This is a genomic window from Afifella pfennigii DSM 17143, assembly GCF_000688515.1.
Taxonomy (GTDB): Bacteria; Pseudomonadota; Alphaproteobacteria; order Rhizobiales; family Afifellaceae; genus Afifella; species Afifella pfennigii.
This window is the reverse complement of record NZ_JHZK01000009.1, coordinates 34,916-61,658: the sequence shown is the minus strand read 5'-3', so window position 1 is coordinate 61,658 and position 26,743 is coordinate 34,916. Positions and strand designations below refer to the sequence as shown.

Sequence of the window (26,743 nt, the reverse complement as noted above, 5' to 3'; positions counted from 1 at the left end):
GACGAACGGGGAGGCACTGCTTCGGCGGCCCGTGGATCGGCTTCCGCCGAACAGCGCAGAATACGAGACGGTGCCATTGGTGAAGCCGACGGGGTTTCGCGAATACGACGCCCGTTGGCTGCTGGGGAGCGAGATCAACCTGCTCGGTATGCAAAGGTTAGGCGCCGGTCTCGGCGTTTTGCTCGCTCGAAGGGGTATCTCCGACGTCGTGACGGGTCACGATTTCCGAAGCTATTCCATGCCTGTGAAGCACGCGCTGGTGCTTGGTCTGCTGGCGACGGGGAGGAACGTTCACGATATCGGCCTTGCTCTTTCTCCCATGGCCTACTTCGCACAGTTCGAGCTCGGCGTGCCCGGTGTGGCGATGGTGACCGCCTCGCATAACGAGAACGGTTGGACAGGGGTCAAGATGGGCATGGACCCGCCCGTCACCTTCGGCCCAGAGGACATGCTGGAACTCAAAGAAATCGTGTTGACGGAAAAGCTCTCGGCGGCTCAGGGCGGCAGCTACCGCTTTGTCGACGATTTCCCGGCGCAGTACGCGGCGACCCTCACCGACCGGCCAAGTTTCACCCGAAAGCTGAAGGCTGTGGTTGCGTGTGGGAACGGGACGGCCGGGGCGTTTGTGCCGGCCATTCTGGAACGGCTCGGCTGCGAGATTTTTCCGCTCGATTGCGAGCTCGATCATTCCTTCCCGAACTACAACCCGAACCCCGAAGATCTGCGCATGCTGCGCGCACTTTCTTCGGAGGTCGTGCGCACGGGAGCCGATATCGGTTTCGGCTTCGATGGCGATGGGGATCGGTGCGGCGTCGTGACGGAAAAAGGAGAGCCGATCTACGCCGACAAGATCGGTCTAATGCTCGCACGTCATCTGTCCCGCCATCATGAAGCGGCGGGGTTCGTGGTCGATGTCAAGTCGACCGGCCTCTTCGCCACGGATCCGATCCTCAAGCAAGCGGGCGCCAGGACCGACTACTGGAAAACCGGCCACAGCCATATCAAGCGCCGCGTGCGCGAGCTCGGGGCGTTGGCGGGCTTCGAAAAGTCCGGGCATTTCTTCTTCGCGCCCCCCATCGGCCTCGGCTATGACGATGGAGTGGTGACGGCGATCGCCGTCCTCGACATGCTGGCAGAAGCTGAGGGAGCTACCCTATCGGAGCTTTATGGGGCTCTGCCGAAAAGCTGGAGCTCGCCGACCATGTCGCCCCATTGCCCGGATGAGGCCAAATACGAGGTGGTCGAGCAGCTAGCGCGAGCGATTGAAACGCGTCAGGCCGCTGGCGAGGAGCTGGCCGGCGCGCCGATCGCGGAGATCGTTCGCGTGAATGGAATTCGCGTCAGCAATCCGGATGGCACCTGGGGGCTCGTCCGCGCCTCCTCCAACAAGCCGGAATTGGTCGTCGTGGTGGAAAGCCCCGTTTCGGAAGAGCGCATGATGGACATGTTCAGGTCCCTCGACGTGCTGTTGCGCCGCTCGCCGCAGGTTGGAGCGTACAATCAGACCTTCGGTCCGTAAGGTATCCAGGAGTCCGGGGGCGCGATCGCCGCCTCCCTTCTTGCTCCTCTGACGCCGCTCCTAGGCGATGCGGTGGCCCCAGAAGCTGACGCTGCCGCTCTCGGCATAGCCGTCATAGCCGCTCATGCGGGCGCGCAGATCGATGGTGTCGCCCTGCGCCAGGCTGTAGAGCTGGAGGTGCTGCACGGTGGAGACGAGGCTCGCGATCGGGCCCTGCTGCTCCGCACTATCGCTGCCTGTCGCGGGGTCGGCGCCATTCTTGCCGAAGCCCGTCAGGATGGTGGAAGGCACCGTGGCGTTCGCCTTAAAGCGGTATTTGCCGCCGAAGAGATAGTAGCCGGCGGCCGGGGCGGTGAAACGGCTGGTTGCCGCGTCGAAAGCCAGCTGATCGTTGTGTTGGGCGACGTTGACGCCGATCTTGGTCCAGGCATCGGCGGCGCAATATTGGTCGTAATTGATCGTGGCGGAGAATTTGGGCGCCTGCGGGAAGCTCACCTGGCCGCTCGCGGCCGCGATGGCGATGCCCTGGTGGAAGCTTGTGCCATCGGCGCTGACCTTGAAGGAGAAGTCGTCCTCGCCGGCAAGTCCGATCTCGGCGCGGCCGGAGAAGCCGGTTTGAAAGACGAGAGAGGCCGTGTCGGCGGCCAGGGCCTTGTTGACCACCACGCGATGATCGTCGCCCTCGTGGCTGAGGAGCGTTGCCGCGGCGCTGACGGCGAGCCGGTTGGTGGCATCGGCGCTGGCGTTGATGCCGAGCATCGGCAGGGCCTCAATCTGCCCGTTCGCGCTCTCCCAGCTCGCCCCGTCGAAGGCGAGAAGCGTCGCCTCGTCCGTCACCCAGCACAGCCATCCCTGGCGCGGGGTCAGAAACGCCCAGGCGCCATCCTGCCAGGCCGCCAGCATGCCCGCCTTGGCCTCCCACTCGCCCGTGGCGCCGGCGGGGACGAGATATCTCTCCCCTTCGGCAGGCAGGGCTGGCGGCTCGGCAAGGTCGCGGTCAAGGACGGCAAGGTGGATGAGACTATCGAGGATGCGCAGCGCCTCGTTGTGGGTGACATGCTTCTGCGCCTGCGCGGCGAGGATGTAAGGAAGACTGAGATTGGCCGTGTTGTTCGTCATCTCTGTGCTGCCGGGCGAGGTTGTCCGTGGAGACATGAAACACGGGCGAAGAGGGCCGGGGATAAGTTCGGCGCGGGCTTCCTCGCCGTGCGCTCTGACCCCCCGGAAGGTTGCGAGCAAATCCGCGGGCCCATACCGGCGACGATATCTCCGTTTACGATCGCAGCGGCGCCTGATAGGCGCTCAACCTGCCTATCGGGACATCGCGAACCCGCTCTGGCGTCGCCCATGCCTTCCGGCCGGGCGCATGGTCGCCATCCGCGTGTCGGTGGTGTATGCCCCTGAGCGCAACGTATCGGGAGGAAGGTTGGGGATGCTACTTGCCGCCACGCGCACGCTTTTCGGCCGGAAACGGAAACCTATCTGCTGATTTGTTGCAGCTCGACCCAAATCGGAAAATCCCCTTGCTCAATCCTTCCGCGACCAACCTTCTGCCGGCTCGGCAAGAACGCCTTGCGCCCTTCGTCGCCTTTCTCGCCTTCTTCATGATCGCGCTTTCCAGCCAGGCGCTCGCGGCGGACCCTGAGAGCTTTGTGAGCAAGAGCCAAGAGCGCCTTACCGCGGCACGCCAGGCGCCTAGCGGCGGGCCCCAGCGCAGCGCCTGCTCGAAGCTGGTCGGCGACACCTTCGACCTTAACGCTATCGCGAAGGCGAGCGCCGGTCAGGATTGGAACGTCTACAGCAACCGCCTGAAGGGCAAGCTGGCCGAGGCGATCGGTACGCGCCTGACGGGCGAATGCCTTGACCTTCTCGACGATCGCATCGCGGGCGAAGCCGTGGTGCGCCGCGTGCGCCAAACGCAGGGCGGGGCCAGCGTCACGGCGCAGATGGACAACGCCAAGGCCGCCGTCTTCGTCTGGCGATTGCGCCCCGGCGGGGCGCTCGGCTGGACGGCGGTCGATCTTTCCGTAGACGGTCGCGGCCTGGTGGCGACGATAAAAGCCGATCTTGCAAGCTATATCCGCACGCGCAACGGCGAAATCGAACCGGCCATCGAGGACTTTGCCAGGGCGGGACGGAAATGAGCGCCGAGCCGCTTCTGCGCCTGGAACAGGTGCGCCGCAGCTTCGACCGCGGTCATATCGTGGCGCTCAAGGGCCTCGATCTCGCCTTCAAGGCGAATGAGAGCGTGGCCATCGTCGGGCGCAGCGGCAGCGGCAAGTCTTGCCTGCTCAACATCGCCACCGGGCTCGACCGGCCGGATGCGGGCCGCGTTCTGTGGCAGGGGCGCGCGATCGGCGAGCGCCAGGAATGGGCGCGTCTGCGCCGCTCGGCCATCGGCATCGTCTTTCAGGAATTCCATCTCTTGCCGACCCTGACGGCGCAGCAGAATGTGGAGCTGGCGCTGATGAGCGGCGCGCTCGGCCGGCACGAGCAGAGCCAGACAGCGGCGTCCGCCCTGGAGCGCGTCGGCCTGTCGGGCCGCGCAGGTCAGCTGCCTTCGGAACTTTCCGGCGGCGAGCGCCAACGCATCGCCATCGCCAGGGCCCTGGTGCGCGAGCCCGCGGCGCTCTTCGCCGACGAGCCGACCGGCAATCTCGACAGCGGTAACGCGGAGGCGGTGGAGCGGCTGCTTTTCGACCTGCAAGCTGAGCGGCAGATGGCGCTCGTCCTCGTCACCCACGACGAGCGCCTTGCGGAACGCTGCGACCGCCTTGTGCGGATCTCCGACGGCGAGGTGGTGGAGGACCGACCGACGGAGAGGATGGCGGCATGACGTTCTTAGAATTCGCCTTCGCGAACCTCAAACGCCGGCCGGCGCGCACGCTCCTCACCATCCTCGGCGTGACGCTGGCCATCGGCACGGCGGTGGCGCTCCTGGCGCTCGGTCGCGGCATCGCCGAAAGCGTCGAGCAGGGGCTCGACGAGCAGGGCGCGGAGATGGTGGTCATGGCGCGCAGCGCCACCGACGTCATCTCGGCGCGTTTGCCGGGGGACATGGCCGCCGAGCTGGCGTCGATGGAAGGGGTGGAAGCGGTCGCCGGCACGCTGATGGCCTTCACCGTCGTCGGCGAGGGCAACCATGTGCTTGTCTCCGGCTGGGACCCCGCCTCGCAGGCCTGGCGGGACGTGCCGCTGTCGGAAGGGCGCATGCCGGAGCCCGGCGCCAGGGAAGTAGTGGTCGGCGACGTCATCGCCGACACGCTGCAGCTTCAGGTCGGCTCCGAGGTGTTGATGTTCGAGGAGCCGTTCACCGTCGTCGGGCTGACCGAGTTCGACACGGCGATGAATCGCGGCCTCACCATCGCGCCGCTCTCGGTGCTACAGGAGGCCTCGCTGCGGGAAGGACAGGTGACGTACTTCTCCGTGCGCCTCGACCCCGAACTCGGCGCGCAGGAAGCGGAGGCGGTGCGGCAGGCAATCGCCGAGGCCCTGCCGGTTACGGTTTCCAACGCGGAAGAGGTGATGGAGGGCGACCGCAATACGGAGGTCCTGGAATCGATATCGACGGCGATCTCCATCGTCGCCCTGGTGATGGGCGGGCTCAGCCTTCTCGGCACGCTTCTTCTTTCCGTGCAGGAGCGCACGCGCGAGATCGGCATGATGACGGCCATGGGCTGGAGCGACATGCAGGTGGTCGGTCTCATCGTGGTGGAGGGCCTGGTCATGGGCCTTGCCGGCTGCGCGGGCGGCGTCGTGCTCGGCATCGCCTCTTCCTCGTTCTTCGGTTCCTTGCCGGCGCTCGGCGACCTCATCGAGTTCACGCCGCGGGCGGCCGATCTGGCGCTGCCACTGGCCTTTGCGGTGCCGCTTTGCGTGCTGGGAGCCTCCTATCCGGCCTGGCGGGCCGTGCGCATGCTGCCGGCGGAGGCGTTGCGCAGCGTCTAAAGGCCTTCCGAGGCACCGGCAGGGGCGCGCTCCGCCCCGATGGAAGCTCAGGCGATGTCGCGGAGAATGTCGCGCACGCTGTGCCGCGAAAGGCTGGGCCGCGAGCGGAGGCCGTGGTTCTTCAGCCGGTGACGGAGGCGCTTGCCGTTGACGGCGAGGGCGTAGCGCCAATCGGCGAGGTTGGAGGCGACATCCGGCGGCGCTTCGTCTGCGGTTCCCGCCCGGACGAGGCGCATGGACCCGTCCTTCAGCGGATAAAGGCGCATATCCTCGTTGCCGGTGAGCCCCGCATCGAGGATCACGCGGCGCTTCTGCAAGTGGATATAGTCGAACTCGACCTCATCGCCGGCGACGGTGACGCCGAAGAGGCGGCCCTGGCTTACAAAAAAGAAGCGGAAGCGCGTCTTGCCGATGAGGGGCAGGCGGTGGAAGGGCTCCACATCGCCGATGGAGCCGGGAAAGCCGGGCTCCCATGCGATTGTTTTGTGCGCGTCGAGCTCGGCGAGTACGACATGCAGGAAAAGGAACTCGTCGAGCGCCAGATGCCGGCCGGGATCGAACATGCGGTAGGCGGGAAAGCGGCGATCGGCCTCCAAAAGCACCTCTTGGGCCTGCCTGAACGCAGCCGCATCGCCGATCATCAGATGCCCAAACTGGCCATGCATGCGCGGCCTGTCGCCTTCGGCTCGGGCGAGCGGGGCGAGCACGCGGTCGGCATATAGGCAATCGATGTCGGCGAAGCCCCAGCGCCGATCGGTGCCGGTGAGAGAGGGGAAGAGGAGATTGAGGAAGGGCTTCAGATCGCAGATCTTGTAGGGATTGGCCGCAAGCGCGGGGAAGGAGATGCCGAGCGGATTGCCGGCGTCGAAGGCCGATGCGAAATCGACATGGCGGATACCGGCGATATCCGGCGAGGGCCGATCGGAGAGAAGGATCAGCTCCGCCATCTCGGCGTTGCGCGCTAGCATGCGCAAGGACAGTCGCGCGAAACCGGAAAGCTCGCCGAGATAGGGCAAGAGGATGACGGGCCGCGCTTCGGCCTGGTGCGCCTCTCGCGCCTCGGCAAGGCATCTCGTGTCGGTGATGTCGAGCATGGCGCTCTCCGCTCCGCCGGGTTCCGCCGCGCGGCGGTAGGCTCGCCAGACAATCCTCTTGGCCGACTGCCATAGCAACGATTGGAAAAGTTTGAGGTTAACTGAAGCTATTGCGAGCGGCGGTCGCAAGGGCCAGGGGCGGTGACGCTTCGCCCCTTGTCCGACCGGGGCAAGCAATGGCATGTCGCTCGCTATCGTTCAGCCCGCGGGGGAACTGCCATGAAGACGAGCTTTCTCACTCTCCTCGCCGGTGCCTTCATCGCCCTTTCCGGCAACGCGGCCCTGGCCAACGATTCCACCGCCAGCCTCGACACCGGCGAGCTGGTGCTGGTGCCCAACGAGGACATCGCGCTCCTGGAGGAGAACCTTTTCATCAGCGCCGATAAGGTCACCGTGCGCTACCTCTTCCGCAACACCTCCGAGAAGCCGATCACCACGGTGGTCGCCTTCCCGCTGCCGCCCATCGATCTCAGCGAGGATGTCGGCTACGCGATCTACCCCAAGGATCCGGTGAACTTCGTCGACTTCCGCCTGTGGGTCGCGGGAGAGCCGCATGCGTTTGAGACCGAAGCGCGCGCGACCGTCGCCGGGCGCGACGTCACCGAGACGCTGGCGGCCGCCAATATCCCGCTCACCACCTTCGTGGAGGATATGCAGAGCTTCGATGCGATGCGCCTGCGGCCCGATCTTTTGCCGCCCGGCGTCATGGAAAAGCTGGAACAGGAGGGCATCGCCAAGGACGATGACGGCTATTTCATGCCGCTATGGACGGCGCATGTCTCCTTCTACTGGCGCCAGACCTTCCCGCCGGGCGAGACGGTGGAGATCGCCCATGCCTATAAGCCGGTTCCGACGGTCACCTTCTTCACCGATTACGATATCGAGGCGGGCACTCTGCGCGAGGAGGCTTGCATCGACGCGAGCTTCGCGCGCGGTGCCGCCCGCAAGCTCGCCGCGAGCGCCAATGGCGCGCTCGAGGCGACCATCCTGAAATACATCCTGACGACGGCGAATAACTGGCGCGGCGCCATCGGCCGCTTCCATCTCACCATCGACAAGGGCTCCACGGACGCGCTCGTCTCCTTGTGCCGCGACGGCATTGAGAAGACCGGCCCGACCACCTTCGAATGGACGGGGCAAGATTATCAGCCCGAGCGCGATCTGACGGTGCTGTTCGTAAAGCTGCTGGAGGAGGCGCAGTAGGCGGCGGGGCGGGCCGATCAGCTCTTCAGCCGCCAGCCGGTTCTGAAAATCCACCAGATGGCAAGGAGGCAGATCACCATGAACAGCGCCGTCATGGAAAGGCTGACGGCGACGGAGACGTCGGCGATCCCGTAGAACGACCAGCGGAAGCCGGAGATCAAATAGACCACCGGGTTCAGGAGCGTCACCTTCTGCCAGAAGGGCGGCAGCATATCGATGGAATAGAAGCTGCCGCCGAGAAAGGTGAGCGGCGTGATGATGAGGAGCGGCACGATCTGCAGCTTCTCAAAGCCGTCGGCCCAGATGCCGATGATGAAGCCGAAAAGCGAGAAGGTGACCGCCGTCAGCACCAGGAAGGCGATCATCCAGCCGGGATGGGCGATGCGCAGCGGCACAAACAGCGTCGCCGTCATCAAGATGATGACGCCGAGCAGGATCGACTTGGTCGCCGCCGCGCCGACATAGGCGATGACGATCTCCAGGAAGGAGACCGGGGCGGAGAGAAGCTCGTAGATGGTGCCGGTGAATTTCGGGAAATAGATGCCGAAGGCGGCGTTGGTGACGCTCTGCGTCAGAAGCGAGAGCATGACGAGCCCCGGCACGATGAAGGCGCCGTAGGAGACGCCGCCGATCTCATCGATGCGCGAGCCGATGGCGGCGCCGAAAACGACGAAATACAGCGTCGTCGACAGGACCGGGGCCAGAACGCTTTGCAGGAGCGTGCGGCCGGTCCGATTCATCTCGAAGCGGTAGATGGCCCGGATGGCGTGAAGGTTCATGTCTCCTCCTTCACCAGGGAGACGAAAATCTCCTCCAGCGAGCTCTCGCGCGTCTCAATATCGCGGAAATGGATGCCGGCGTTGGAAAGATCCTGCAACAGGGCGGTGATGCCGGTGCGCTCGCGCTGGGTGTCGAAGGTGTAGACGAGGGCGCAGCGATCCTGTGAAAGCTCCAGGTCGTAGCCGGCCAGCGCCTCGGGGATCGCCTCGATGGGATCGTGGAGATAGAGGGTAAGCTCCTTGCGCCCGAGCTTGCGCATCAGCTCGTGTTTCTCCTCCACCAGGACGATCTCGCCCTTGTTGATGACGCCGACGCGGTCGGCCATCTCCTCCGCCTCCTCGATGTAATGGGTGGTGAGGATGACGGTGACGCCGGTCTCGCGCAGCGCGCGCACCAGCCGCCACATATCGCGGCGCAGCTCCACATCGACGCCGGCCGTGGGCTCGTCGAGGAACAGGACCTCCGGCTCGTGGGCGAGAGCCTTGGCGATGAGGAGCCTACGCTTCATACCGCCGGAGAGCGTGATGATCTTGGCGTCGCGCTTGTCGTAGAGGGACAAGTCGCGCAGCACCTTCTCGATATGCGCGGGGTTCCTGGGCTTGCCGAAGAGGCCGCGCGAGAAGGAAACCGTCGCCCAGACGCTCTCGAAGGCGTCGGTCGCGAGCTCCTGCGGCACCAGGCCGATCTTGGCGCGGGCGGCGCGGTAGTCGGCCACCACGTCTTGGCCGTCGACCGTCACGGTGCCGGAACTCGCCTTGACGATGCCGCAGATGATGCCGATGAGCGTCGTCTTGCCGGCGCCGTTCGGCCCGAGCAGGGCGAAGATCTCGCCGCGCTCGATCTCAAGGCTGACATCCTTCAGCGCCTGGAAGCCTGAATCGTAGGTCTTGGAGACGTGGGCGAGGGAAAGAACGGGCGGCATGGCCTGCCTGATAGCGGAGATGGCCGGCCGGGGAAACGGGCGCGATGTCTACAAATGTCGATGCAGCATGCGCCACGCCTGGCCGGCGACGCCTCAACAGGCACGGATCGTCGTGGCTTCGGCGTCCCGTAGCGGCAGGAAGCGCCGCCCGACAGTGCCGGGCTTTCCCGAGTGGCTGCCTGGCGGGAAAGCTCCGGCACCCGGCAAAGCGGCCCGGCTCGCCGGCGTCCAGCCGCGGGGCTCGATCATACGGCCGGCTGAGCGCTCGCGTTGACGCTCGGCGCCGCCAATCCGGTGTCGAGATCGCCGAGCTCCTGCAGCATGTCGATCAGCAGCTCCATCCTGTCGCGGCCGAAAGCCGTTTCGATCCGCTGATAGATCTCCGCGATGGGCGGCGTGGCGCTGGCGATGAGTTCCTTGCCCGCCGGGGAGATGCTGATGGCCAGACGCCGGTTGTCCTTGCCGTCCGGCTTGCGCGTGATGAGACAACGCTCCTCCAGCGCCTTCAGGATGCGCGTCGTGCTCGGGGTGAGCAAACAGGCTTTGGCCGAAAGCGCCGTTGCATCATGCGGCCCCGTTTCGTGGAGAATGCGCAGCACGCGCCATTGCTGCTCGGTGCAGCCGTGCTCGGCGATCACCGGTCGCATATGCACCATGAAAACTTCCCGGGCGCGCGTCAAAACGATCGGCAACGCCCGCTCCGTTTGCGGTAGTGTCATTATCGGAAAGCCCCCCCAGGCAATGATTAGCTGATCATGTTAGCGACAAACGCAGCGTTACGTCGACCGATTTTGCGGGGTTTTGTCGGACAAAAGTACCGCTCACGATAATTTGTACACATGTTCGAGAGCGATCGCGAGGCAGACGCAAATTCCTCGCCGACAAAACACCTTAGGGTAGCAAGCCGCGCAGTGATAAACATTGGGGACAGGCCGACCGGCGTGCATTGAGGCAAGCCCACCGGTCGCACCGGGGGCAGGGGATTGAGGATGCGAGCGTCATGACGGTGATGAGCGGGGGCGAGGCGATCGTTCGGCAACTGGAAAAGCACGATGTCGATACGGTCTTCGGCCTGCCCGGAGCGCAAATCTACGGCCTCTTCGATGCGCTCGCGCGTTCCAACCGCATCCGCACCATCGGGGCGCGGCATGAACAGGCCTGCGGGTACATGGCTTTCGGATATGCGCGCGCCACCGGCCGCCCTGGCGTCTACGCCGTGGTGCCGGGGCCGGGCATGCTCAATACCGGCGCGGCGCTCGTGACGGCGCTCGGCGGCAACGAGCCGGTCCTTTGCCTGACAGGTCAGGTGCCGAGCGCCTTCCTGGGCAAGGGGCGGGGGCATCTGCACGAAATGCCCGACCAGCTCGCCACCATGCGCACGCTGGTGAAATGGGCGGAACGTATCGAGCATCCGGGCGCGGCGCCCTACCATGTCGCCCGCGCCTTTCAGGAAATGACCTCGCTGCGGCCGGGGCCGGCGGCGCTGGAATGTCCGTGGGACCAGTTCACGGCGACGGCGCCGACGGAGCTCTGCGAGCCGTTGCCGCGCCAGCCCGACCCGATCGTCGACGGCGAGCGGGTGGCGGAGGCGGCCAAGCTGATCGCAAAGGCAAGGGCGCCGATGATCTTCGTCGGCTCCGGGGCGATCGAGGCGGCGGAGGAGGTGGCGGCGCTGGCGGAGCGGCTCGGCGCGCCGGTCACCGCCTTCCGCTCCGGGCGCGGTATCGTCTCAGAAAGCCATCCGCTCGGCCTCAACATCGCCTCGGCCTACGAATTGTGGCCGCAGACCGACCTTGTCATCGGTATCGGCACGCGGCTGGAGCTTGCCGCCTGGCGCTGGTCGTGGCGACCGCCGGAGCTGAAGACGATCCGCATCGACATCGACGCGGCGGAGCTGCGCCGCGCGCCGGGCGATGCCGACATTCTCGGCCGGGCCGCGCCGGCGGTCGCGGCGCTCTTGGCGGAGGTGGAACGGCGCGGCATCGATCCGCCGAAGCGCGACGAAGCGATCGCCGCCGCCAAGGCCAAGGCCGCCACCGAGGTGAAGGCCGTGCAGCCGCATGCCGACTTCTTGGCGGTGCTGCGCCAGGTGCTGCCGGAAGAGGGGATCGTCACCGACGAAATGTGCCAGGCCGGCTTTGCCTCCTGGTTCGCCTTTCCGGTCTACCGGCCGAGAACTTTCGTCTCCTCCGGCTATCAGGGTACGCTCGGGGCCGGCTTTCCAACCGCGCTCGGCGCCAAGCTGGCGCATCCGCAGCGGCCGGTCGTGGCGCTGTGCGGCGATGGTGGCTTCCTCTTCGCCGTCCAGGAACTGGCGACGGCGGTGCAATACGGCATCGCCGTGACCGCCATCGTCTTCAACAACGCCGCCTATGGCAATGTCCGGCGCGACCAGGAGGAGCGTTTCGAAGGACGGGCGATCGCCTCCGCCCTCACCAATCCGGATTTTGTGAAGCTCGCCGCTTCCTTCGGCGTAGAAGGCGAGCGAGCGAGAGACCCGCAAGAGCTGAAGGCGGCTTTGGAGCGGGCGCTCGCGGCCGATGCATGCCGGCTGATCGAGGTGCCGGTGGAGCTGAAGGACGAGGTGAGCCCGTGGCGCTTCATCCATCGGCAGGGGCCGCCGGAGCGATGAGGTTTCGCCTCCTGGCGCAACCGGTCAGGGCTATGCGACGGCGGCCTTGCGCTTGGCCTGGGCGAAGGCTTTCAGATCGAAGCTCGGATCGTCGATTTCCTCTTCGCTCACCTCGATGCCGAGCTTCATCAAGGTGCGCACGGCCATGTGGTCGGCCGGGCGGTTGACCGATTCCACCGCGATCAGCCTGCCGGCCTTGAAGACGAAGATGGAAAAACTCTCCGCTTCCCTGTCGCCGCGCAGGATGTTGCGCTCGGCGCCGACGGGCAGGCCGACCATTTGCAGCTTCAGATCCGCCTGATCGCTCCAGAACCAGGGCACGTCGGCATAGGGCGTTGGATGGCCGGTGAGACGGGCGGCGACGCAGCGGGCTTGATCGACGGCGTTCTGCACCGATTCAAGGCGTATCCGGCTGCCGGCATAGACGTTGGGATGGTTGGCGCAGTCGCCGATGGCGGAGATGAAGGGATCGGAGGTCTGAAGCAGCTCGTCGACGACGATGCCGTCCTCGACCGCGAGGCCGGCAGCCTCGGCGAGCTCGCTGTTGACGACGACGCCGATGCCGAAAAGGACGATATCGGCGGGCAGATGCCGTCCTTCCTTCAGCACCACCCCCGTCACATGGTCGCTCTCGCCGGTGAGGCGTTCCACCTCCGTGCCCGTCAGCACCTCCACGCCGCGGCGGCGATGCGCCATCTCGAAGAAGGCCGAAAGGCTGGGCGTGACGGCGCGGGCCATGACGCGCGGAGCAAGCTCCACGACGGTGACCTTCTTGCCAAGCTTGGCCGCGCCGCCGGCGAGCTCAAGGCCGATGAAGCCGCCGCCGATGATGACGATGTTCTCGGCCGCCTCGATATGCTCGCGCAGCCGGTTGGAATCGTCGATGGAGCGGACGCTGAAAACCCCGTCGAGCTCGCCGCCGGGCACCGGAAGGGGCCGGTTGCGCACGCCGAGCGCCAGGGTCAGATGGTCGTAGCGCAGACGCCGGCCCGATCGCAGCTCGACCTCCTTGGCCGCGCGGTCGATGAGCGTCGCCGGCTCGCCAAGAAGGAGCTCGATATCCCGGTCCTCGTAGAATTTGGCGCCACGCAGAAGCAGCCCCTCGGCGGTGACGGCGCCGGTCAGATAGCCCTTGGAAAGCGGCGGGCGCTGATAGGGAAGATCGGGCTCCTCGCCGATGAGCACGATACGCCCGGAAAAGCCAAGCTCCCGCAAAGAAGCGGCAAGCTGGACTCCCCCATGGCCAGTGCCGATGATGATATGCGTTTCGTCGGACATTTTCGTCCTTCCTATTGCCCGCCGGGGCCTGACGCAACACGCAAGGGGAGGGCTCTTCGACACAGGTAAACGGTTTGCCGGCAAGGGCTCCGCCGGCGCACAGCGAGCCGATGGCTGGCTGCCCGCACCTCTACATTACAGATCGAAAAAGACGGTTTCCCGCTCGCCCTGCATGCGAATGTCCCAGCGATAAAGGCCAGGCATCGAGGGGTCCGGCTGGGCAAGAAGGGTGGCGCGGCGCTCCGCCGGCACGCTCGCAAGCACGGGATCGGCCGCGTTGCGCGCGCTCTCGTCGGCGAAATAGATGCGCGTATAGGCATGGCTCAAAAGCCCGCGCATGAAGAGGATGACATTGATGTGCGGCGCCGCCTCGCCGCCCACGGGGCCGGGCTTGACGGTATCGAAAAGGAAGCGGTTCCGGCTATCGGTGCCCGTGCCCTGGCGGCCGAAGCCGCGGAAGCCGGTATTGGAGCCGCGCCCGTCGGCGGGATGGGCGTAGCGGCCTTCGCTGTCGGCCTGCCAGATTTCGACCATGGCGTCGGGGATCGGCGCATCCTCGCCGTCAAAGACGCAGCCGAGGATGCGGATACGTGTGCCGGAGACCGTTTCGTCGGCGAGCGTGCCGTCGGCGATCTGGCTGTTGGGATAGCCATATTGCCGGGCCGTCAGGCCATAGGCGAAATAGGGGCCGACCGTCTGCGAGGGCGTCTGCTTGAGGAGGTCGCGCATCCTGCGCTCCTCACACGCGGCTCTCAAAGGGCGTCTCGCCGCGCCCGCGCAGAACCATGTCGAAGACATAGCCGAGGGCGAAATCCGGCTCCGTCATGGCAAGGTCGAAGCGCGAGACGAGGCGCTCGCGCGCGCCTTCCGGGGCGCCGAGATAGATCGGGTCGTAGGCCAGAAGCGGGTCGCCGGGAAAATACATCTGGGTCACGAGCCGCGCGGCGATGCTGGGCCCGAGCAGCGAAAAATGGATGTGCAGCGGCCGCCAGGCATTGGCATGATTGGCCCAGGGATAGGCGCCGGGCTTGATGGTGTAGAAACGGTAACGGCCCTTTTCGTCGGTGACGCAGCGACCGGCGCCGAGGAAATTCGGGTCCAGCGGCGCGTCGTGCCGGTCGGTGAGGTGCACGTAGCGACCGGCCGCATTGGCCTGCCACACTTCGATCAGCGTGTCGCGAACCGGGCGGCCCTCCTCGTCGAGAACGCGGCCGGTGACGATGATGCGCTCGCCGAGCGGCTCGCCGTTGCGGCGGGCGTTCCTCGTCAGATCGGCATCGAGCGGTGCCACCGCTTCGTGCCCATAGACGGGCCCCGTCATCTCCGAGAGGCAGTGCTTGATGGGAATGAGAGGTCGCGTGGGGGCGCGCAGGGCGGTGGAGCGGTAATCGGCAAACAGATAGGGCGGATGGCTCTGCCAGTCGCGGCCGCCTGCCGTATCGCTCATCGCATGCTCCTCCCCTTGCCCGAGGTTGCAGCTCCGCGACCTCAAGAGGCGACAGGTGAAATGGCGCATGCCCGCTTGGGCAAGGTCAAGCCGAAAGTGTCGTGTCGGTCTTGTCCAGCAGCACCGAGACGGTCATCCGATGGCGTCGGGCGCTATTCGGCGGGGGTCTTGGTCTCGTCCTTCAGCGAGCGAATCTCGTTGAGTGCCTTGAAGAAGCGAGCCTCCGCCGCGCCCAGCCCGCCTGGCCGTCCCTCGGCCTGACGCGCTTGCGCCTGCTTGCCGTTGGTGCGCGGGGCAGATTTGCGGCCGGCTTTGCCGGCCTCGTCCTTGTCAGGGCGGCCCTCCTCGCCCACGAAGGCGGCCAGTTCCTTATCGTTCGCCATGCGCCGGATGTCGTCGGCGATGCGAGCGATCTCCCGCATGCCCGGCTGCTCGTTCCCGCCGTCGCCGGTGACCTGACGCGGCGCCTCGGTTGCGGGAGGCTTGCTCCGGGTGGCTGTTGCGGCCTTCCTGGCGGTATCGTCGGCGTTGGCGTCGGCCTCGCGCACCGCCTCCGCGCCTTCGGCCAAGGCTTGCGCCTCCCCAGCCTCGGCCGCGTTCTCACTTACAAGCGAGCGCAGATACTCGATCTCGGCCTGTCGGCCGACGAGCTCCACGCGCCTGTCCTCGGCAGTCTGGCGAAGCTTGGATATCTCGTCCTGCAAGGCGAGACGACGCTGCATCTCCGTTTCCAGAGCGTGATGGCCGGCGCGCAGCGCCGTGCCGGTCTCGGCGAGGCGGCGCTTGGCTTCCACCAGAGCTGCTTGCAATTCCTCGATGCGGCCGCCTAGCTCGGTGACCTCTTCCTCGCGCGCGGCGAGATCGGCGCGGAAGGCGGCGATCTCCTGCGTCTTCAGGTCGGCGTCGAGACGATGCGCGGTCACGCGATCGCGAAGGGCGCCGGTCTCGCGCTCCAGGCGGTTGATCTCGATGGCATTGCGGGCGCGTATCTCGTCGCGCTCGGCGTCGAAATCGGCCCTCTTCGTTGCCAGGCTCGCCTTCAGGCGCTGTTCCGTCACGCGCCGAATGCGGCGGGCGAGGACCGTGAAGAACGCAAGGCAGACAAGTGCGCTCGCGATCGCGCCGAGGGCGAACAGCATAGCCGCTTGAATCATCACCGGCTCCGTTCGCGGCAGGATCGCGAAAATATAGCTGGCGAGCCCCAACGGCAACAGAGCTTATGCTGCCGGCATGCGAGCCCTTACGAGTATCGTAAAAATGTCACGGACGGGAAAGCTGCCCAGAGGGCGGAGGACTTGGCCTCAGAAAGGATTCCAGGTCGGCTGCTGGGTGAATTTCAGGTAGCCGATATTGATGCCAAGACGCGCGCCGACGCCGGTGCGGATCGGTACGACATAGATGGTGCGGCCAGGCCCACCGTCATTGGCCAGCACCGTCATGCCGAGCCCGCCGACCAGATAGGCCGAGCCGTTGACGCCGGCAAAGCGCCGGTAGATGGAATCGGTTCCGGGCAAATTGTAGACCAGCATCATGGTGCGGTTGCCATCGCCGCCCAGATCCCAGCCGATGGAAGGGCCCTGCCAGAAAATGTGCCGTGGCGGCATCAGCTTGGTGTAGATGGTGCCCTCGCCGTAGCGCAGGCCGCCGATCAGGGCGCCGGAGCCTTCCTGGCCGATGACGTAGCCGTTCGGCAGGCCGTATTGCGCGACGAGCTTCTCCACCATCGTGGCCAGCCCGCCGGAGGTGGAGCCGAAGAACTGATGGCCGGCCCCGACGATCTCGGCGGCCGAATAGGTGGTGGCGGGCTGCTGCGCCGGCTGCGCATAGGTCGCCGGCGCGCCGCTGGCGGGCAGAGCGGAAAGAGAGACCGCCACGAGGCTGGCGGCAAGAATCCTGGCAAGGCGCATCGTCACTCCTAAACGGCTGGCCGATCTTCCTTTGCTTCCGGAAGGTGACGCCAGAATGGTAAAGGTTGCGTAAACTGGCCTCCGTTTGGCCGCTTGCGGCTGGTCGGCCCGCACGGCGCTGGCTAGGTTAGGCGCCGCCTGGCCATGATTCGCCCAGGCGCCCGCGTCTTCGGAGCCCTCTTCATGACCAGCGAGAACATTGCCCCCGTCGAGCTAGCCGCGCTGATCGCCAGCCGCGTCTGCCATGACGTGATCAGCCCCGTCGGCGCGATCGCCAACGGATTGGAAGTGCTGGACGAGGAATCCGACCCTTCCATGCGCGAATTCGCCATGGACCTCATCCGCAAGAGCGCCCGGCAGGCTTCGGTCAAGCTGCAATTCTCGCGTCTTGCCTTCGGCGCTTCCGGCGGTGCCGGATCGCATATCGACATGGCCGAGGCCGGGCGTTGCGCCAACGAGCTTCTGGCGCGCGAGAAGGTGGAACTGAAATGGGAGGTCGCGGCCTCGCTCCTGCCGAAGACGGAGGCGAAGATCCTGCTCAACCTCCTGCTCCTTGCCGCCAATACGATCGCGCGCGGCGGCGTGCTCACGGTGAAAGCGAGCGAGCGGGGCGGGGCCGTCGACATGCAGGTGGCGGCCGAAGGCGACAGGGCAAGGCTGCCGGAGAATGTGCGTGACGTGCTTCTCGGCAGAACGGCGCCGGATCCGCTCGACGCGCATTCGGTGCAGCCGCTTTATGCCGTGCTTCTCGCCCGCGAGGCGGAGCTTGTCTTCGATGTGGAGGAGGAGGAGGAGGGGCGGATCGTCTTGTCGGCGGCGCCCGCCGCCTAGCTCCTCCACTCCTTCGGCTGGGAAGAATTTCGACGGGGGAAGAACGAAAACGGCCCCGCTGCCGATGGCTGCGGGGCCGTTTCTTTTCCGGTGTTGCGGGGCGCCCTAAGCGCTCTCGCGCAATTCCTCCTGGTCGGGCTCGCGCAGCACGTAGCCGCGGCCCCAGACGGTCTCGATGTAGTTCTCGCCATCGGTGGCGGCCGCCAGCTTCTTGCGCAGCTTGCAGATGAAGACGTCGATGATCTTCAACTCCGGCTCGTCCATGCCGCCATAGAGGTGGTTGAGGAACATTTCCTTGGTCAGCGTGGTGCCCTTGCGCAACGATAAGAGCTCCAGCATCTGGTATTCCTTGCCGGTCAGATGCACCCGCTGGCCGCTCACCTCCACCGTCTTGGTGTCGAGATTGACCTTCAGGTTGCCGGTCTGGATGATCGATTCGGCATGCCCCTTGGAGCGGCGGACGACGGCGTTGATGCGCGCCACCAGCTCGTCCTTGTGAAAGGGCTTGGTCATGTAGTCGTCGGCGCCGAAGCCGAGCCCGCGCACCTTGTCCTCAATGCCGCCGAGCCCGGAAAGGATGAGGATCGGCGTCTTCACCTTGGCGACGCGCAGTTGCTTCAAGACATCGTAGCCGGTCATATCCGGCAAATTGAGATCAAGAAGAATAATGTCGTAGTCGTATAGCTTGCCGAGATCGACACCCTCTTCCCCGAGATCGGTCGTATAGACGTTGAAGCTTTCCGACTTCAACATCAGCTCGATCGATTGCGCGGTGGCGCTGTCGTCCTCGATCAAAAGAACACGCATGCCAATCCCCCTTAGGCCCTGTCGCGCCGTCCGGCGAACCGCGCGGGACGCTCTGGTCGAGCAGGCGAAACCGCGACCATAATTACGTCGGAATGGTTAACAGAGTCTTTGCCAGCCCGACAAGGCCAATGATCCCATGTCATGATATAGCCGCTTGATTCCATTCCGAATCCGCTGCGTCGCCCGCTTTGGTAGATCGTATGATCCCGGCGTAGCGGCAGCGACTGAGCGCTGGGCTGCGCCGGTCGGCAAAAGGCGGGGATGCGCCACTGGTTTACCCTGCCTTAAGTCCTGCTGCCTATCATTAACGGCAGTCGTAAACGAACGGTTACCGCCGTGCGGCATCGGGCTGTGCCCGCGCCACGCGGCGCTCGGGGCTGGGGAGTATTGAGTATGAGGTCGCGGGACGCAGCCATTCGGCAAAAAAAATTCGCCGTGGAAGATTGCAAACGTCGTCTTGGCCAAATTGAGGCGATGATCGAGGAATTCAGCCGCATGGCAGCCGATCTGGAGCACGAGATCGCCGCCGAGAAGCGCCGCACCGGGATCGAGGACGAGAAGCATTTCGCTTATTCCACCTTCGCGCGAGCGGCCGGGCAGCGCCGCGATAACCTGCTCGTTTCGGTTCGCGATCTGGAAAGCCAGCGCGACGCGGCCAAGGCGGCCCTTGAAGCCGCAAAGGCCGAGCTGGAGCGCGAGGAAGGCCGCTACGACCGCGCAAGCGGGGCCGGCGGCGCGGCGCCGATGGGCCCGAGAGCGGGCCGTATGGCGAGCTGAGCCGATCCACGCCTCAGGTGACTTTCAGACGTTTCTCAGATAGCCGCTCGTAGATCGGCAAAGCCTCCGATTCCACCCTTTTGAGACGCGGATCGGTGAGCCGCGGCGCCGGCGCGGCCGGCTGAAAGCCGGTGGAGCGCCAGACCGCATCGTACCAATGCTCGCCCCAGACGCCGTCGCTGGCGCGCCTTCCGGCCGGCCAGGCGAGCATTTGCGGCAAGAAGACAATGCCAAGCGCGGCGCAGAGCGCCTTCAAGAGCCCTTCCGGGTTGGCGAGAAGGTCGTCGGCATCGACAACCGGGGGACGGGCGCCCGTCAGCTCGCTCGCCATCTCGTAGAGCTCGGCCTGTTCGATGAAGCCGATATCGGCAAGGCTAGGGTCGGCGCGCTTTCTGGCATAGGAGGCCAGGACGCGCGCGGGATGGCGGATGAGGAAGGCGTGGCGACAGGACTTCATCCAGTCGCGGCCGATCGTCTCCACCATATGGTGGGTCATGTGCTTCTGATAGAAGAGGGGGCTGCCAGCGGGCGCGGCTCCCGAGGCGCGCTCAGCGACGCGCCGCCAATCGGTCTCGTGGGCGGCGCAGATCTCCTTGCGCATCGGATGCTCCACGCCCGTCAGTTGCAGCCAGGCGGCGTAGAAGGGCTCGTCCCAAACCTCGCAATCGGGCCGGTTCTCGAAAGCGCGCATCATCGCCGTCGATATGTTGCGCGGGCCCGACCACATGGCGATGCGGATCGTCGTGCCGGGCTCTTGGCGACTGGACGGAGAAACCATCGACCTGATGCCTCTGCGGCTGCGCTCGGTTCGCCTGTGCACCGGCGGGCCTTGGAAGGCAAGGGCGGGGCAGGCCCGTTTCACACCAGCGGCGTGGCGAGGGCCTCAGCGCGCGCCTTGTAGAGGCCGGAAAGCCGCGGCAGGAGCGGGGAGAAGCCCGGGCGGGCCGCCCCGATCCTTCGCCCGTCCACCTGGCGCACCGGCACCAGGCCGGCGAAGGTGCCGGTGACGAAAGCTTCCTCGGCGCCATAGACGTCGGTTAGGGAGAAGCGCTTCTCGCTGACCGGCAGGCCGGCCTCGCGCGCCGCCTTCAGCACCTCGCCGCGGGTGACGCCGCCGAGGCAATAATCGCCGGTGGATGTCCACACCTCGCCGCGGCGGATGATGAAGAAATGCGTCGAGTTGCAGGTGGCGACGAAGCCGTCCGGATCCAGCATCAGCGCCTCGTCGGCGCCGGCCTTGGCCGCCTGGATACAGGCGAGGATGCAGTTGAGCTTGGAGTGCGAGTTAATCTTCTGGTCCTGCTCGGCGGGGCCGGTACGGCGCACATGCACGGTGAAGAGCGAAAGGCCGCTCTCGGCGAGTTCGGGCTTCGGCGCCTTGTATTCGGGGATGATGACGATGGTCGGCCCGCCGATGGTCATGCGCGGGTCCTGGTAGGGCGTCGCCTTCACGCCGCGTGTCACCATCAGCCGGATATGCACCCCATCGCGCATGCCGTTGGCGCTCAGGCATTCGGCAAGGCGCTGGGTCAGCTCCTCGCGCGTCAGGCCGATATCGAGGTCGAGCGCGGCGGCGCCCTCGTAGAGCCGGTCAAGATGCGCATGAAGGAAGGCAACCCGCCCCTCGCTCAGCCGCAGGCCCTCCCAGACACCGTCGCCGAGAATGAAGCCGGAATCGAAGACGGAGACGACCGCTTCCTGGCGTTTCTTCAATTCACCGTTGACGGAGATGAGAATATCGGCGTTGCGTGGATCTTCATGATAGTCGTGGGTGCCGGTGCTCATGGAGCGATCGCCTCGGCTGACTTGGGCATGGCTGCGTCTCAGCGGCAGCGGGGCGTCCTGTCAAGCCGCGCGAGGCGGTTCTGCCGGCCTTGGCGTGGCTGGCTCGGCAGGAAAGCTCAGTGGCGATATTGTTGAATGCGCGTCGTGCGCAGGCCGGCAAGGCCGTGAGTCTCGATCGACATCTGCCAGGAAAGGAATTCCTCGACGGTCAGCGTATAGCGCGAGCAGGCTTCGTCGAGGCTGAGCAGACCGCCCCTGACGGCCGCTACCACTTCGGCCTTGCGACGTATCACCCAGCGTTTCGTGTTGGGCGGAGGCAGGTCGGCGATGGTCAGCGGGCTTCCGTCGGGTCCGATGACATATTTCACGCGCGGTCGAACATGCTCGGCCATGGCAAACTCTTGAACTAACTCACCAACAACGACCGTTATAGGCGGCGCAGCTTAACAAGCGCCTAAGTGTCTGTTGCGAAAACCTTAAGGCGAATGGATAGATTTTTTGAGAAAGCACAGCAGCTTGACAGGAGGCCATTGGCGCTGCAACCAGAGCTTATGCTGGATGTAAATCTCGACCTGCCAGGGCCGCGCGGGGCAAACCGCGTCCTCGTCGCCATGTCGGGGGGCGTCGATTCCTCGGTCGTCGCCGCCCTCGTCAAGGCTGCGGGCTACGAGACGATCGGCGTGACGCTGCAGCTCTACGATCATGGCGCGGCGACCCACCGCTCTGGCGCCTGCTGCGCCGGTCAGGATATCCGCGACGCGCAGAAGGTGGCGTCCGACCTCGGCATCCCCCATTACGTGCTCGACTACGAGAAGCGCTTCCGCGAGGCGGTGATCGAGCCCTTCGCGCAGAGCTATATCTCCGGCGAGACGCCAATACCCTGCATTGCCTGCAATCAGACCGTGAAGTTCGCCGATCTTCTGGGAACGGCGCGCGAGCTCGGCGCCGCGGCGATGGCGACGGGGCATTACGTGCGCTCGCGCGACATCGGGGCAAGGCGGGCCCTGTTCCGTCCCGCGGATGCGGAGCGAGACCAGAGCTACTTCCTCTATGCCACGACGCAGGAACAACTCGACTTCCTGCGCTTCCCGCTCGGCGACCTGACGAAGGCGCAGGTGCGCGCCATCGCCGAGGAGATCGGACTGCCGGTCGCCGCCAAGGCGGACAGCCAGGATATCTGCTTCGTGCCCAAGGGCCGTTACAGCGACGTGGTGGAGAAGCTGAAGCCGGATGCCGCCCAGGAGGGCGACATCGTGCATGTCGACGGGCGTGTGCTCGGCCGGCACAAGGGCATCCTGCACTACACGGTGGGCCAACGACGCGGTCTGGGTATCGCGGCGCGCGAGCCGCTCTTCGTGGTGCGCCTCGATGTGGCGCAATCGCGCGTCATCGTCGGGCCGCGCGAGGCGCTGGAGACGCGGCGCTTCTACCTGCGCGATCTTAACTGGCTGGGCGAGGATCTGGGGCACGCATCCGACAGCGGCCTGGCCGTTTTCGCCCGGGTCCGCTCCACGCGCCCGCCGGTCGAGGCGCAGCTGCACGTGGAGGGAGACGCGGCGAGCGTGGTGCTGGCCGACAGCGAGCTTGGCGTTGCTCCCGGACAGGCCTGCGTCTTCTATGACGGGGCGGGCGCCGATGCACGCGTCCTGGGCGGCGGTGTGATCGCTTCGGACGGTCAAGATCGGCGAGCCCGCGCCGCCTGAACCGTGGCGTCTCGGCCGCGGCAGAGGCTTTTCAGCCTGGAACTCGGCTTACCGCGCCACGTTACCTGAGCGAACCAACACCCCCAGGAACGGAGGCTTTTCATGGCAGACACCACCCGCACCGGCACCGGCTCGACGGCCGGCGGCTCCAATGGCCGCAAGAGCGAAACGGAGAAGAAGGCCGAAGCGCTCAGCAGCGATCTCAACCGCGAATTCGAAGAGCTGAAGGCGGACGTCGCCGAACTGTCGGCGCGTCTCAGCGACCTGTTGCGCACCGGTGCGCGCGAGGGGCGGGACATGCTGCACGAGCGGGCCGAGCATTACCGGCGCGAAGGCAAGCGGCAGGCGGATGCCGCCATGGCCGAGGCGCAGGCCCTTTCCGACGATCTTTCCAAATCCATCAGCCGCAATCCGCTGACGGCGGTGCTCGTGGCGCTTGGCCTCGGCTTCCTCATCGGCGCCATTTCGCGGCGCTGACGCGGCCATGTTCCGATTGCTGTCCTCCATCAGCCTCGCTTACGGGGCCGCTAATCTTCGCCGCCGCATCCGCGTTCTGGTCATGCAGGCGGTGCTGGCGGCGATCGGTCTCGTCATCCTCCTCTTCGCCATCGGCTATGCCCTCGCCGCGCTGCACATCTTCCTGTCGCAGCTATGGACGCCTCTCGTCTCGGCGCTGGCAATAGCCGGGGGGCTTTTCTTTATCGGGCTTATCGTCCTCCTCTTGGCGCTCCGGCCGCAACGGGAGACATCGCGGGCGGCCGAGCAGCCCTTCAAGGAACTTAGCCAGAGCGCGGAAAACACCTATCGGCGCATGCAGCGCTCCTTGAGCCAGAGCGGCTCGCCGCTTGCCAATCCGGTTGTGCAGGCGGCCGGCATCGCCCTTATCATCGGCGTGCTTCTGGGACGGCGCCGATAAGGCCGAAGCTCACTCCCGCGCCTGCATCTCCGGCACGGGCGTGAGCAACGGGCGGCCGGCGAAAAAGGCCCGGAAATTGTCGACGACAAGATCGCCCATGGCACGCCGCGTCTCCACCGTGGCGCTGCCCTGGTGCGGCTGCAGCACGACGTTGTCGAGCTTGCGCAGCGCTTCGGGCACATGCGGCTCCTTCTCAAAAACATCGAGGGCGGCGTAGCCGAGCCTGCCTTCCTGAAGAGCGGCGATCAGCGCGCTCTCATCGACGACCGGCCCGCGCGCGACGTTGACCAATATGCCGTCCGGCCCGATCGCCTCCATCACCTCGCCCGAGATGAGATGGTGGGTCTCCGCGCCGCCCGGCGTGATGACGACGAGCGCGTAGCAGTCGCGTGCCATCTGCCGAAGGTCGGCATAATAGCGGTAGGGCTGATCCTTCTGCTCGCGCCGGCCGTGATAGACGATCTCTGCATGGAAGGCCTTCAGCTTCTCGGCGATGGTCTTGCCGATGCGGCCGAAACCGACAATGCCCACCTTGCGACCGGCGATGCCGTGGGTAAGTGGCGGATCGCCCTCCTCCTCCCAGCGACCGGCGCGCACATAGCGGTCGTATTCCACGAAACGCCTGGCGGCCGACAGAAGCAGGAGGATAGCTGTATTGGCCACCTCGTCGTTGAGCACGTCCGGGGTATGGGTGACGGCGATGCCCCGGGAAAGCGCATGGGCGACGTCCACCGTGTCGTAGCCGACGCCGAGATGGGAGATGATCTCAAGGTTCGGCAGGGCGTCGATCAGCGGCTTGTCGGCCGCCGCGAACGCCGTGGAGGCAAGGCCGCGGATGGAGGGGCCTATTTCCTGAAGCCGTGCCGCCGGGTTCTCCGCGTCCCGCAGGTCGTGCAAGAGGAATTCTTCGCGAAGGACGGTAAGGACGTGCGGCATATGCGCACTGACGACGAGGATCTCCGGCTTCATGATGCCTCTTGGGGGAAAGATGCGGGGGGACCGGCATCATTCACATCCGCGCGCAGCGAAGCAAGGCTGCGCCAGATGCCGGGCGCGTGCCATGGTGTCGGCCGGACCGCAAAAAAATGCTGCATATTCAAGACATATGCCGACGTTTCCGACATCGCAGTAACACTCTCCTCATTTTCCCCCGCTAGGCTCTCTCGGAAGTGACTTGCACAAGCAAGCAACGAGGGAAGGCATGTTCGGCGAGAAGCCGCTTCGAGGCGATTCTTCGATCCTTGCGCAGGGGGAAACGCGGCGCGAGGCGCAGCCGTGCGGCGAGACGTCGGCCCTTGACCGCGAGCCGAGGTCGCGCCTTCGCCTGGTATCGGATGCAGGCCCGGAGGCGGCGCCTGCCTCCCTGCGAAAGGTCGCCCAGGAAAGCGTCTCGCACCTGGCTTTCAAACCCCGCAAAGCCAACGAAGATATCCCGATCCTTCTGCGTTCCTCGGCGCAGCGACGCGGGGCGGTGCGATTGGCGGCGGCGATCGATGCCTTGATCGTCTCGCGCGATCGCAAGATCCGGCGCTGCATCATCCGCGATCTGTCGACGGCGGGCGCACAGCTGGAATGCGAAGAGGCAAACCTCTTGGCAGGCGAGATGGTTCTGGCCGTGCCGTTGGCGCATATCGCGATCACCTGCGAGGTCGCCTGGCGGCGCGGCAACCGGGCCGGCGTGCAGTTCTGCCGCGGCCGCATGACGCCCGCCCAGATCGAAGAGTTGCTGTCGCTTTAGGGTCTTTGGGGTCAGCACATCCTGCTGCGTCGGTGCCTATCCCGAAGGGGGCCGCGCAGATGCGCCATTTCGGCGTCGCGCCTCGTCGCATATCCGTCGGCATGTCCTTCCTCCTCGCTTCTGGAGCTGACGGATTCTCTTCGCCGCGCAGCGCATGCGATGATTCTCAACAGACCCCGGGGCCTCGCGTCGCACTGGCGATGTGGTTCCGCCGCGGCGCATCGGGCTTTGAAATCCGGCGCCTGTCTCTCTAGCTTAGAGAAGGCGCAGAGTACGAGACGGCGTAGCCGGCGCGGCGCGGCGGATCGCCGGAAAAACCCTATGGGCTTTCAGGATCAGGATTTCAGCATGGGTGCTTTCGGGCGCCAGGTTGCCAGTGCGAGCGTAGCGGCGGAAAACGTCCTGCCGTTTCCGGCCTGCCAGAGCTTCGCGCCGCTATCGGCGGGACCGGCGCCGCTGTCGCCCCGCGAAGCCGCCGAGATGGAGGCGCTGCGGTGGCTGGTTCTGAAAAGCCTCCTCTCCTCGCAAGCGGATATCGAGCGTGCCTGCTTCCTTCTCGCCGGGGAGCGGGATGTGTCGCTGGAACGTTTTGCCATTGCCTTCTTCCGCGCCCTTTCGCGCAAGGCTCGCCGGCCGCTCGCCTTCTATCGGCCCGGAACGGCGGTCCATTCGGCGGACGAGATCTGGTTGGCGCGGCTGCTTCGCGCCTGGCGAGAGGGAGACGAAAACGGCGCTCGTGCGTTGATTGCCTGGCGGGTGCGGCCGGAAGGACATCGCTGGTTGCGCTTTTTGTCGCGTGGTCTGGCGCTGGCGCGACATGGCCTTGAAGGCGGCACGGGAAGAGGATAGTTTAGAGATATTCTAATTTATACGTCAGCATCGAGACGGAAATGGAGGGCGAAATGGGTTTAGTTGCAGCCAAGATTGAGCCAGGGGCAAAGCAGGACCTTGTCGAAGGCCTGACGCAGGCGGTTGCGGAGACCGCGGTGGCCATGAGCAAGGCTCAGAATTTCCACTGGAACGTCACTGGCATGGCCTTCGGGCCGCTGCATGACCTGTTCCAGAAGGTCTACGAGGATCATTTCGAGGCGATGGACGAGCTTGCCGAACGCATCAAGGCGCTCGATGCCCATGCGGAGGGACGCTACTCCAAGTATCTGGAGCGCAGCGCCATCGAGGAGCATGACGGGCACGCTTCGGACCGGGAAATGGTTGCGGCGCTTCTGGCGGACCAGGAAACTCTCTCCTCGACGCTTTCGGCGCTGTGCGAGGTGGCCGACAAGCATGGCGACTGGGCAACCAACGATCTTGCCACGGCGCGCGTGGCCGCCCATGACAAGTTCGCCTGGATGCTGCGCGCCCATCTCGGCAAATCGGCGTAGCTGGTACCGCGCCGCCGCGGTTTCTGCGAGGGCTCTTAGGGATTGAGGCAAGGGCCGGTGCGTATGCGCCGGCC

Annotated in this window: 29 protein-coding genes; 14 read left to right on the top strand and 15 right to left on the bottom strand. The window is 65.6% G+C overall.

Annotated elements, in window-relative coordinates; genetic code table 11:
* Nucleotides 1-16: 16 nt before the first annotated feature.
* Complete coding sequence (locus Q331_RS0109000) at nucleotides 17-1,519, top strand: phosphomannomutase/phosphoglucomutase (RefSeq protein WP_026380408.1); 1,503 nt, start codon at nucleotides 17-19, stop codon at nucleotides 1,517-1,519.
* Between the two features lie 60 nt (nucleotides 1,520-1,579).
* Here Q331_RS0109000 and Q331_RS0108995 read toward each other — a convergent pair whose 3' ends face one another.
* A complete protein-coding gene (locus Q331_RS0108995; protein WP_026380407.1) occupies nucleotides 1,580-2,638 on the bottom strand; it encodes a DUF2793 domain-containing protein in 1,059 nt (352 codons plus the stop codon).
* 404 nt (nucleotides 2,639-3,042) lie between these two features.
* Here Q331_RS0108995 and Q331_RS0108990 point away from each other — a divergent pair, with 404 nt between their 5' ends.
* The 3 genes from Q331_RS0108990 to Q331_RS0108980 are packed head-to-tail and all read left to right on the top strand — an operon-like array spanning nucleotide 3,043 to nucleotide 5,467.
* Nucleotides 3,043-3,663 carry an ABC transporter substrate-binding protein gene (locus tag Q331_RS0108990; RefSeq protein ID WP_026380406.1) on the top strand — a complete coding sequence of 207 codons (621 nt, stop codon included), beginning with the start codon at nucleotides 3,043-3,045 and terminating at the stop codon, nucleotides 3,661-3,663.
* On the top strand, nucleotides 3,660-4,355 hold the full coding sequence (locus Q331_RS0108985) for an ABC transporter ATP-binding protein (RefSeq protein WP_026380405.1): 696 nt from the start codon (nucleotides 3,660-3,662) through the stop codon (nucleotides 4,353-4,355). Before Q331_RS0108990 ends, Q331_RS0108985 begins: the two co-directional genes overlap by 4 nt.
* On the top strand, nucleotides 4,352-5,467 hold the full coding sequence (locus tag Q331_RS0108980; RefSeq protein ID WP_026380404.1) for an ABC transporter permease: 1,116 nt from the start codon (nucleotides 4,352-4,354) through the stop codon (nucleotides 5,465-5,467). The genes Q331_RS0108985 and Q331_RS0108980 overlap by 4 nt, the downstream gene beginning before the upstream one ends.
* 47 nt (nucleotides 5,468-5,514) lie before the next feature.
* Here the strand turns inward: Q331_RS0108980 and Q331_RS0108975 are convergent, their stop codons facing one another.
* Nucleotides 5,515-6,561 carry a DUF6625 family protein gene (locus Q331_RS0108975; protein WP_034491638.1) on the bottom strand — a complete coding sequence of 349 codons (1,047 nt, stop codon included), beginning with the start codon at nucleotides 6,559-6,561 and terminating at the stop codon, nucleotides 5,515-5,517.
* A gap of 219 nt (nucleotides 6,562-6,780) precedes the next feature.
* On the opposite strand from Q331_RS0108975, the gene Q331_RS0108970 reads away from it, so the two are divergent.
* Nucleotides 6,781-7,764, top strand: a complete 984-nt coding sequence (locus Q331_RS0108970; protein WP_026380402.1) for a DUF4424 family protein — start codon at nucleotides 6,781-6,783, stop codon at nucleotides 7,762-7,764.
* Between the two features lie 17 nt (nucleotides 7,765-7,781).
* On the opposite strand, the gene Q331_RS0108965 is transcribed toward Q331_RS0108970, so the two are convergent.
* The 3 genes from Q331_RS0108965 to hpaR form a co-directional block, all read right to left on the bottom strand.
* Entirely contained in the window at nucleotides 7,782-8,543 is a 762-nt protein-coding gene (locus Q331_RS0108965; protein WP_026380401.1) for an ABC transporter permease, read from the bottom strand.
* Complete coding sequence (locus tag Q331_RS0108960; RefSeq protein WP_026380400.1) at nucleotides 8,540-9,466, bottom strand: ABC transporter ATP-binding protein; 927 nt, start codon at nucleotides 9,464-9,466, stop codon at nucleotides 8,540-8,542. Before Q331_RS0108960 ends, Q331_RS0108965 begins: the two co-directional genes overlap by 4 nt.
* 245 nt (nucleotides 9,467-9,711) lie before the next feature.
* On the bottom strand, nucleotides 9,712-10,185 hold the full coding sequence (hpaR, locus tag Q331_RS20780) for a homoprotocatechuate degradation operon regulator HpaR (protein ID WP_084174941.1): 474 nt from the start codon (nucleotides 10,183-10,185) through the stop codon (nucleotides 9,712-9,714).
* A gap of 281 nt (nucleotides 10,186-10,466) precedes the next feature.
* Between hpaR and Q331_RS0108950 the strand changes: the two genes are divergently transcribed.
* Nucleotides 10,467-12,098 (top strand): thiamine pyrophosphate-dependent enzyme, encoded by a 1,632-nt coding sequence (locus Q331_RS0108950; RefSeq protein ID WP_026380399.1) that lies wholly within the window; start codon nucleotides 10,467-10,469, stop codon nucleotides 12,096-12,098.
* 30 nt (nucleotides 12,099-12,128) lie between these two features.
* Here the strand turns inward: Q331_RS0108950 and Q331_RS0108945 are convergent, their stop codons facing one another.
* From Q331_RS0108945 to Q331_RS0108925, 5 genes are all read right to left on the bottom strand, one after another.
* Nucleotides 12,129-13,376 (bottom strand): NAD(P)/FAD-dependent oxidoreductase, encoded by a 1,248-nt coding sequence (locus Q331_RS0108945; RefSeq protein ID WP_026380398.1) that lies wholly within the window; start codon nucleotides 13,374-13,376, stop codon nucleotides 12,129-12,131.
* Nucleotides 13,377-13,511: 135 nt separating this feature from the next.
* Nucleotides 13,512-14,105, bottom strand: a complete 594-nt coding sequence (gene pcaG, locus Q331_RS0108940) for a protocatechuate 3,4-dioxygenase subunit alpha (RefSeq protein ID WP_026380397.1) — start codon at nucleotides 14,103-14,105, stop codon at nucleotides 13,512-13,514.
* Nucleotides 14,106-14,115: 10 nt separating this feature from the next.
* Nucleotides 14,116-14,823, bottom strand: a complete 708-nt coding sequence (gene pcaH, locus Q331_RS0108935; protein WP_026380396.1) for a protocatechuate 3,4-dioxygenase subunit beta — start codon at nucleotides 14,821-14,823, stop codon at nucleotides 14,116-14,118.
* A gap of 152 nt (nucleotides 14,824-14,975) precedes the next feature.
* Nucleotides 14,976-15,977, bottom strand: coding sequence for a hypothetical protein (locus tag Q331_RS0108930; RefSeq protein WP_156953298.1), 1,002 nt, complete (start codon nucleotides 15,975-15,977; stop codon nucleotides 14,976-14,978).
* 147 nt (nucleotides 15,978-16,124) lie between these two features.
* Nucleotides 16,125-16,730, bottom strand: a complete 606-nt coding sequence (locus Q331_RS0108925) for a DUF1134 domain-containing protein (RefSeq protein ID WP_026380394.1) — start codon at nucleotides 16,728-16,730, stop codon at nucleotides 16,125-16,127.
* Between the two features lie 183 nt (nucleotides 16,731-16,913).
* On the opposite strand from Q331_RS0108925, the gene chpT reads away from it, so the two are divergent.
* Complete coding sequence (gene chpT / locus Q331_RS0108920; RefSeq protein ID WP_026380393.1) at nucleotides 16,914-17,561, top strand: histidine phosphotransferase ChpT; 648 nt, start codon at nucleotides 16,914-16,916, stop codon at nucleotides 17,559-17,561.
* A gap of 105 nt (nucleotides 17,562-17,666) precedes the next feature.
* Here chpT and ctrA read toward each other — a convergent pair whose 3' ends face one another.
* A complete protein-coding gene (gene ctrA, locus Q331_RS0108915) occupies nucleotides 17,667-18,368 on the bottom strand; it encodes a response regulator transcription factor CtrA (protein WP_026380392.1) in 702 nt (233 codons plus the stop codon).
* Nucleotides 18,369-18,863: 495 nt separating this feature from the next.
* Here ctrA and Q331_RS20775 point away from each other — a divergent pair, with 495 nt between their 5' ends.
* The gene (locus Q331_RS20775; RefSeq protein WP_245615570.1) at nucleotides 18,864-19,145 is read left to right on the top strand and encodes a hypothetical protein; all 282 of its coding nucleotides are present in this window, start codon (nucleotides 18,864-18,866) and stop codon (nucleotides 19,143-19,145) included.
* Between the two features lie 13 nt (nucleotides 19,146-19,158).
* On the opposite strand, the gene Q331_RS0108905 is transcribed toward Q331_RS20775, so the two are convergent.
* From Q331_RS0108905 to sciP, 3 genes are all read right to left on the bottom strand, one after another.
* Nucleotides 19,159-19,923 carry a sulfotransferase-like domain-containing protein gene (locus Q331_RS0108905; RefSeq protein WP_210164931.1) on the bottom strand — a complete coding sequence of 255 codons (765 nt, stop codon included), beginning with the start codon at nucleotides 19,921-19,923 and terminating at the stop codon, nucleotides 19,159-19,161.
* 80 nt (nucleotides 19,924-20,003) lie between these two features.
* Entirely contained in the window at nucleotides 20,004-20,930 is a 927-nt protein-coding gene (locus Q331_RS0108900; protein WP_026380390.1) for an aminotransferase class IV, read from the bottom strand.
* A 116-nt stretch (nucleotides 20,931-21,046) separates the two neighbouring features.
* Nucleotides 21,047-21,322: a CtrA inhibitor SciP gene (gene sciP / locus Q331_RS0108895; protein ID WP_026380389.1), complete on the bottom strand. Its 276-nt coding sequence runs from the start codon at nucleotides 21,320-21,322 to the stop codon at nucleotides 21,047-21,049.
* A 159-nt stretch (nucleotides 21,323-21,481) separates the two neighbouring features.
* Here sciP and mnmA point away from each other — a divergent pair, with 159 nt between their 5' ends.
* The 3 genes from mnmA (at nucleotide 21,482) to Q331_RS0108880 (ending at nucleotide 23,549) form a co-directional block, all read left to right on the top strand.
* Nucleotides 21,482-22,633: a tRNA 2-thiouridine(34) synthase MnmA gene (gene mnmA / locus Q331_RS20770; protein ID WP_034491635.1), complete on the top strand. Its 1,152-nt coding sequence runs from the start codon at nucleotides 21,482-21,484 to the stop codon at nucleotides 22,631-22,633.
* A gap of 102 nt (nucleotides 22,634-22,735) precedes the next feature.
* Complete coding sequence (locus Q331_RS20765) at nucleotides 22,736-23,110, top strand: DUF883 family protein (protein WP_034491631.1); 375 nt, start codon at nucleotides 22,736-22,738, stop codon at nucleotides 23,108-23,110.
* 7 nt (nucleotides 23,111-23,117) lie between these two features.
* Complete coding sequence (locus tag Q331_RS0108880) at nucleotides 23,118-23,549, top strand: phage holin family protein (protein WP_026380388.1); 432 nt, start codon at nucleotides 23,118-23,120, stop codon at nucleotides 23,547-23,549.
* A 9-nt stretch (nucleotides 23,550-23,558) separates the two neighbouring features.
* Here Q331_RS0108880 and Q331_RS0108875 read toward each other — a convergent pair whose 3' ends face one another.
* On the bottom strand, nucleotides 23,559-24,518 hold the full coding sequence (locus Q331_RS0108875) for a 2-hydroxyacid dehydrogenase (RefSeq protein WP_210164930.1): 960 nt from the start codon (nucleotides 24,516-24,518) through the stop codon (nucleotides 23,559-23,561).
* A gap of 232 nt (nucleotides 24,519-24,750) precedes the next feature.
* On the opposite strand from Q331_RS0108875, the gene Q331_RS24295 reads away from it, so the two are divergent.
* From Q331_RS24295 to Q331_RS0108860, 3 genes are all read left to right on the top strand, one after another.
* Entirely contained in the window at nucleotides 24,751-25,287 is a 537-nt protein-coding gene (locus tag Q331_RS24295; protein WP_034491628.1) for a PilZ domain-containing protein, read from the top strand.
* A gap of 159 nt (nucleotides 25,288-25,446) precedes the next feature.
* Nucleotides 25,447-26,136: a hypothetical protein gene (locus Q331_RS0108865; RefSeq protein ID WP_156953297.1), complete on the top strand. Its 690-nt coding sequence runs from the start codon at nucleotides 25,447-25,449 to the stop codon at nucleotides 26,134-26,136.
* A 53-nt stretch (nucleotides 26,137-26,189) separates the two neighbouring features.
* Nucleotides 26,190-26,669, top strand: a complete 480-nt coding sequence (locus Q331_RS0108860) for a Dps family protein (RefSeq protein WP_026380385.1) — start codon at nucleotides 26,190-26,192, stop codon at nucleotides 26,667-26,669.
* Nucleotides 26,670-26,743 lie beyond the last annotated feature (74 nt).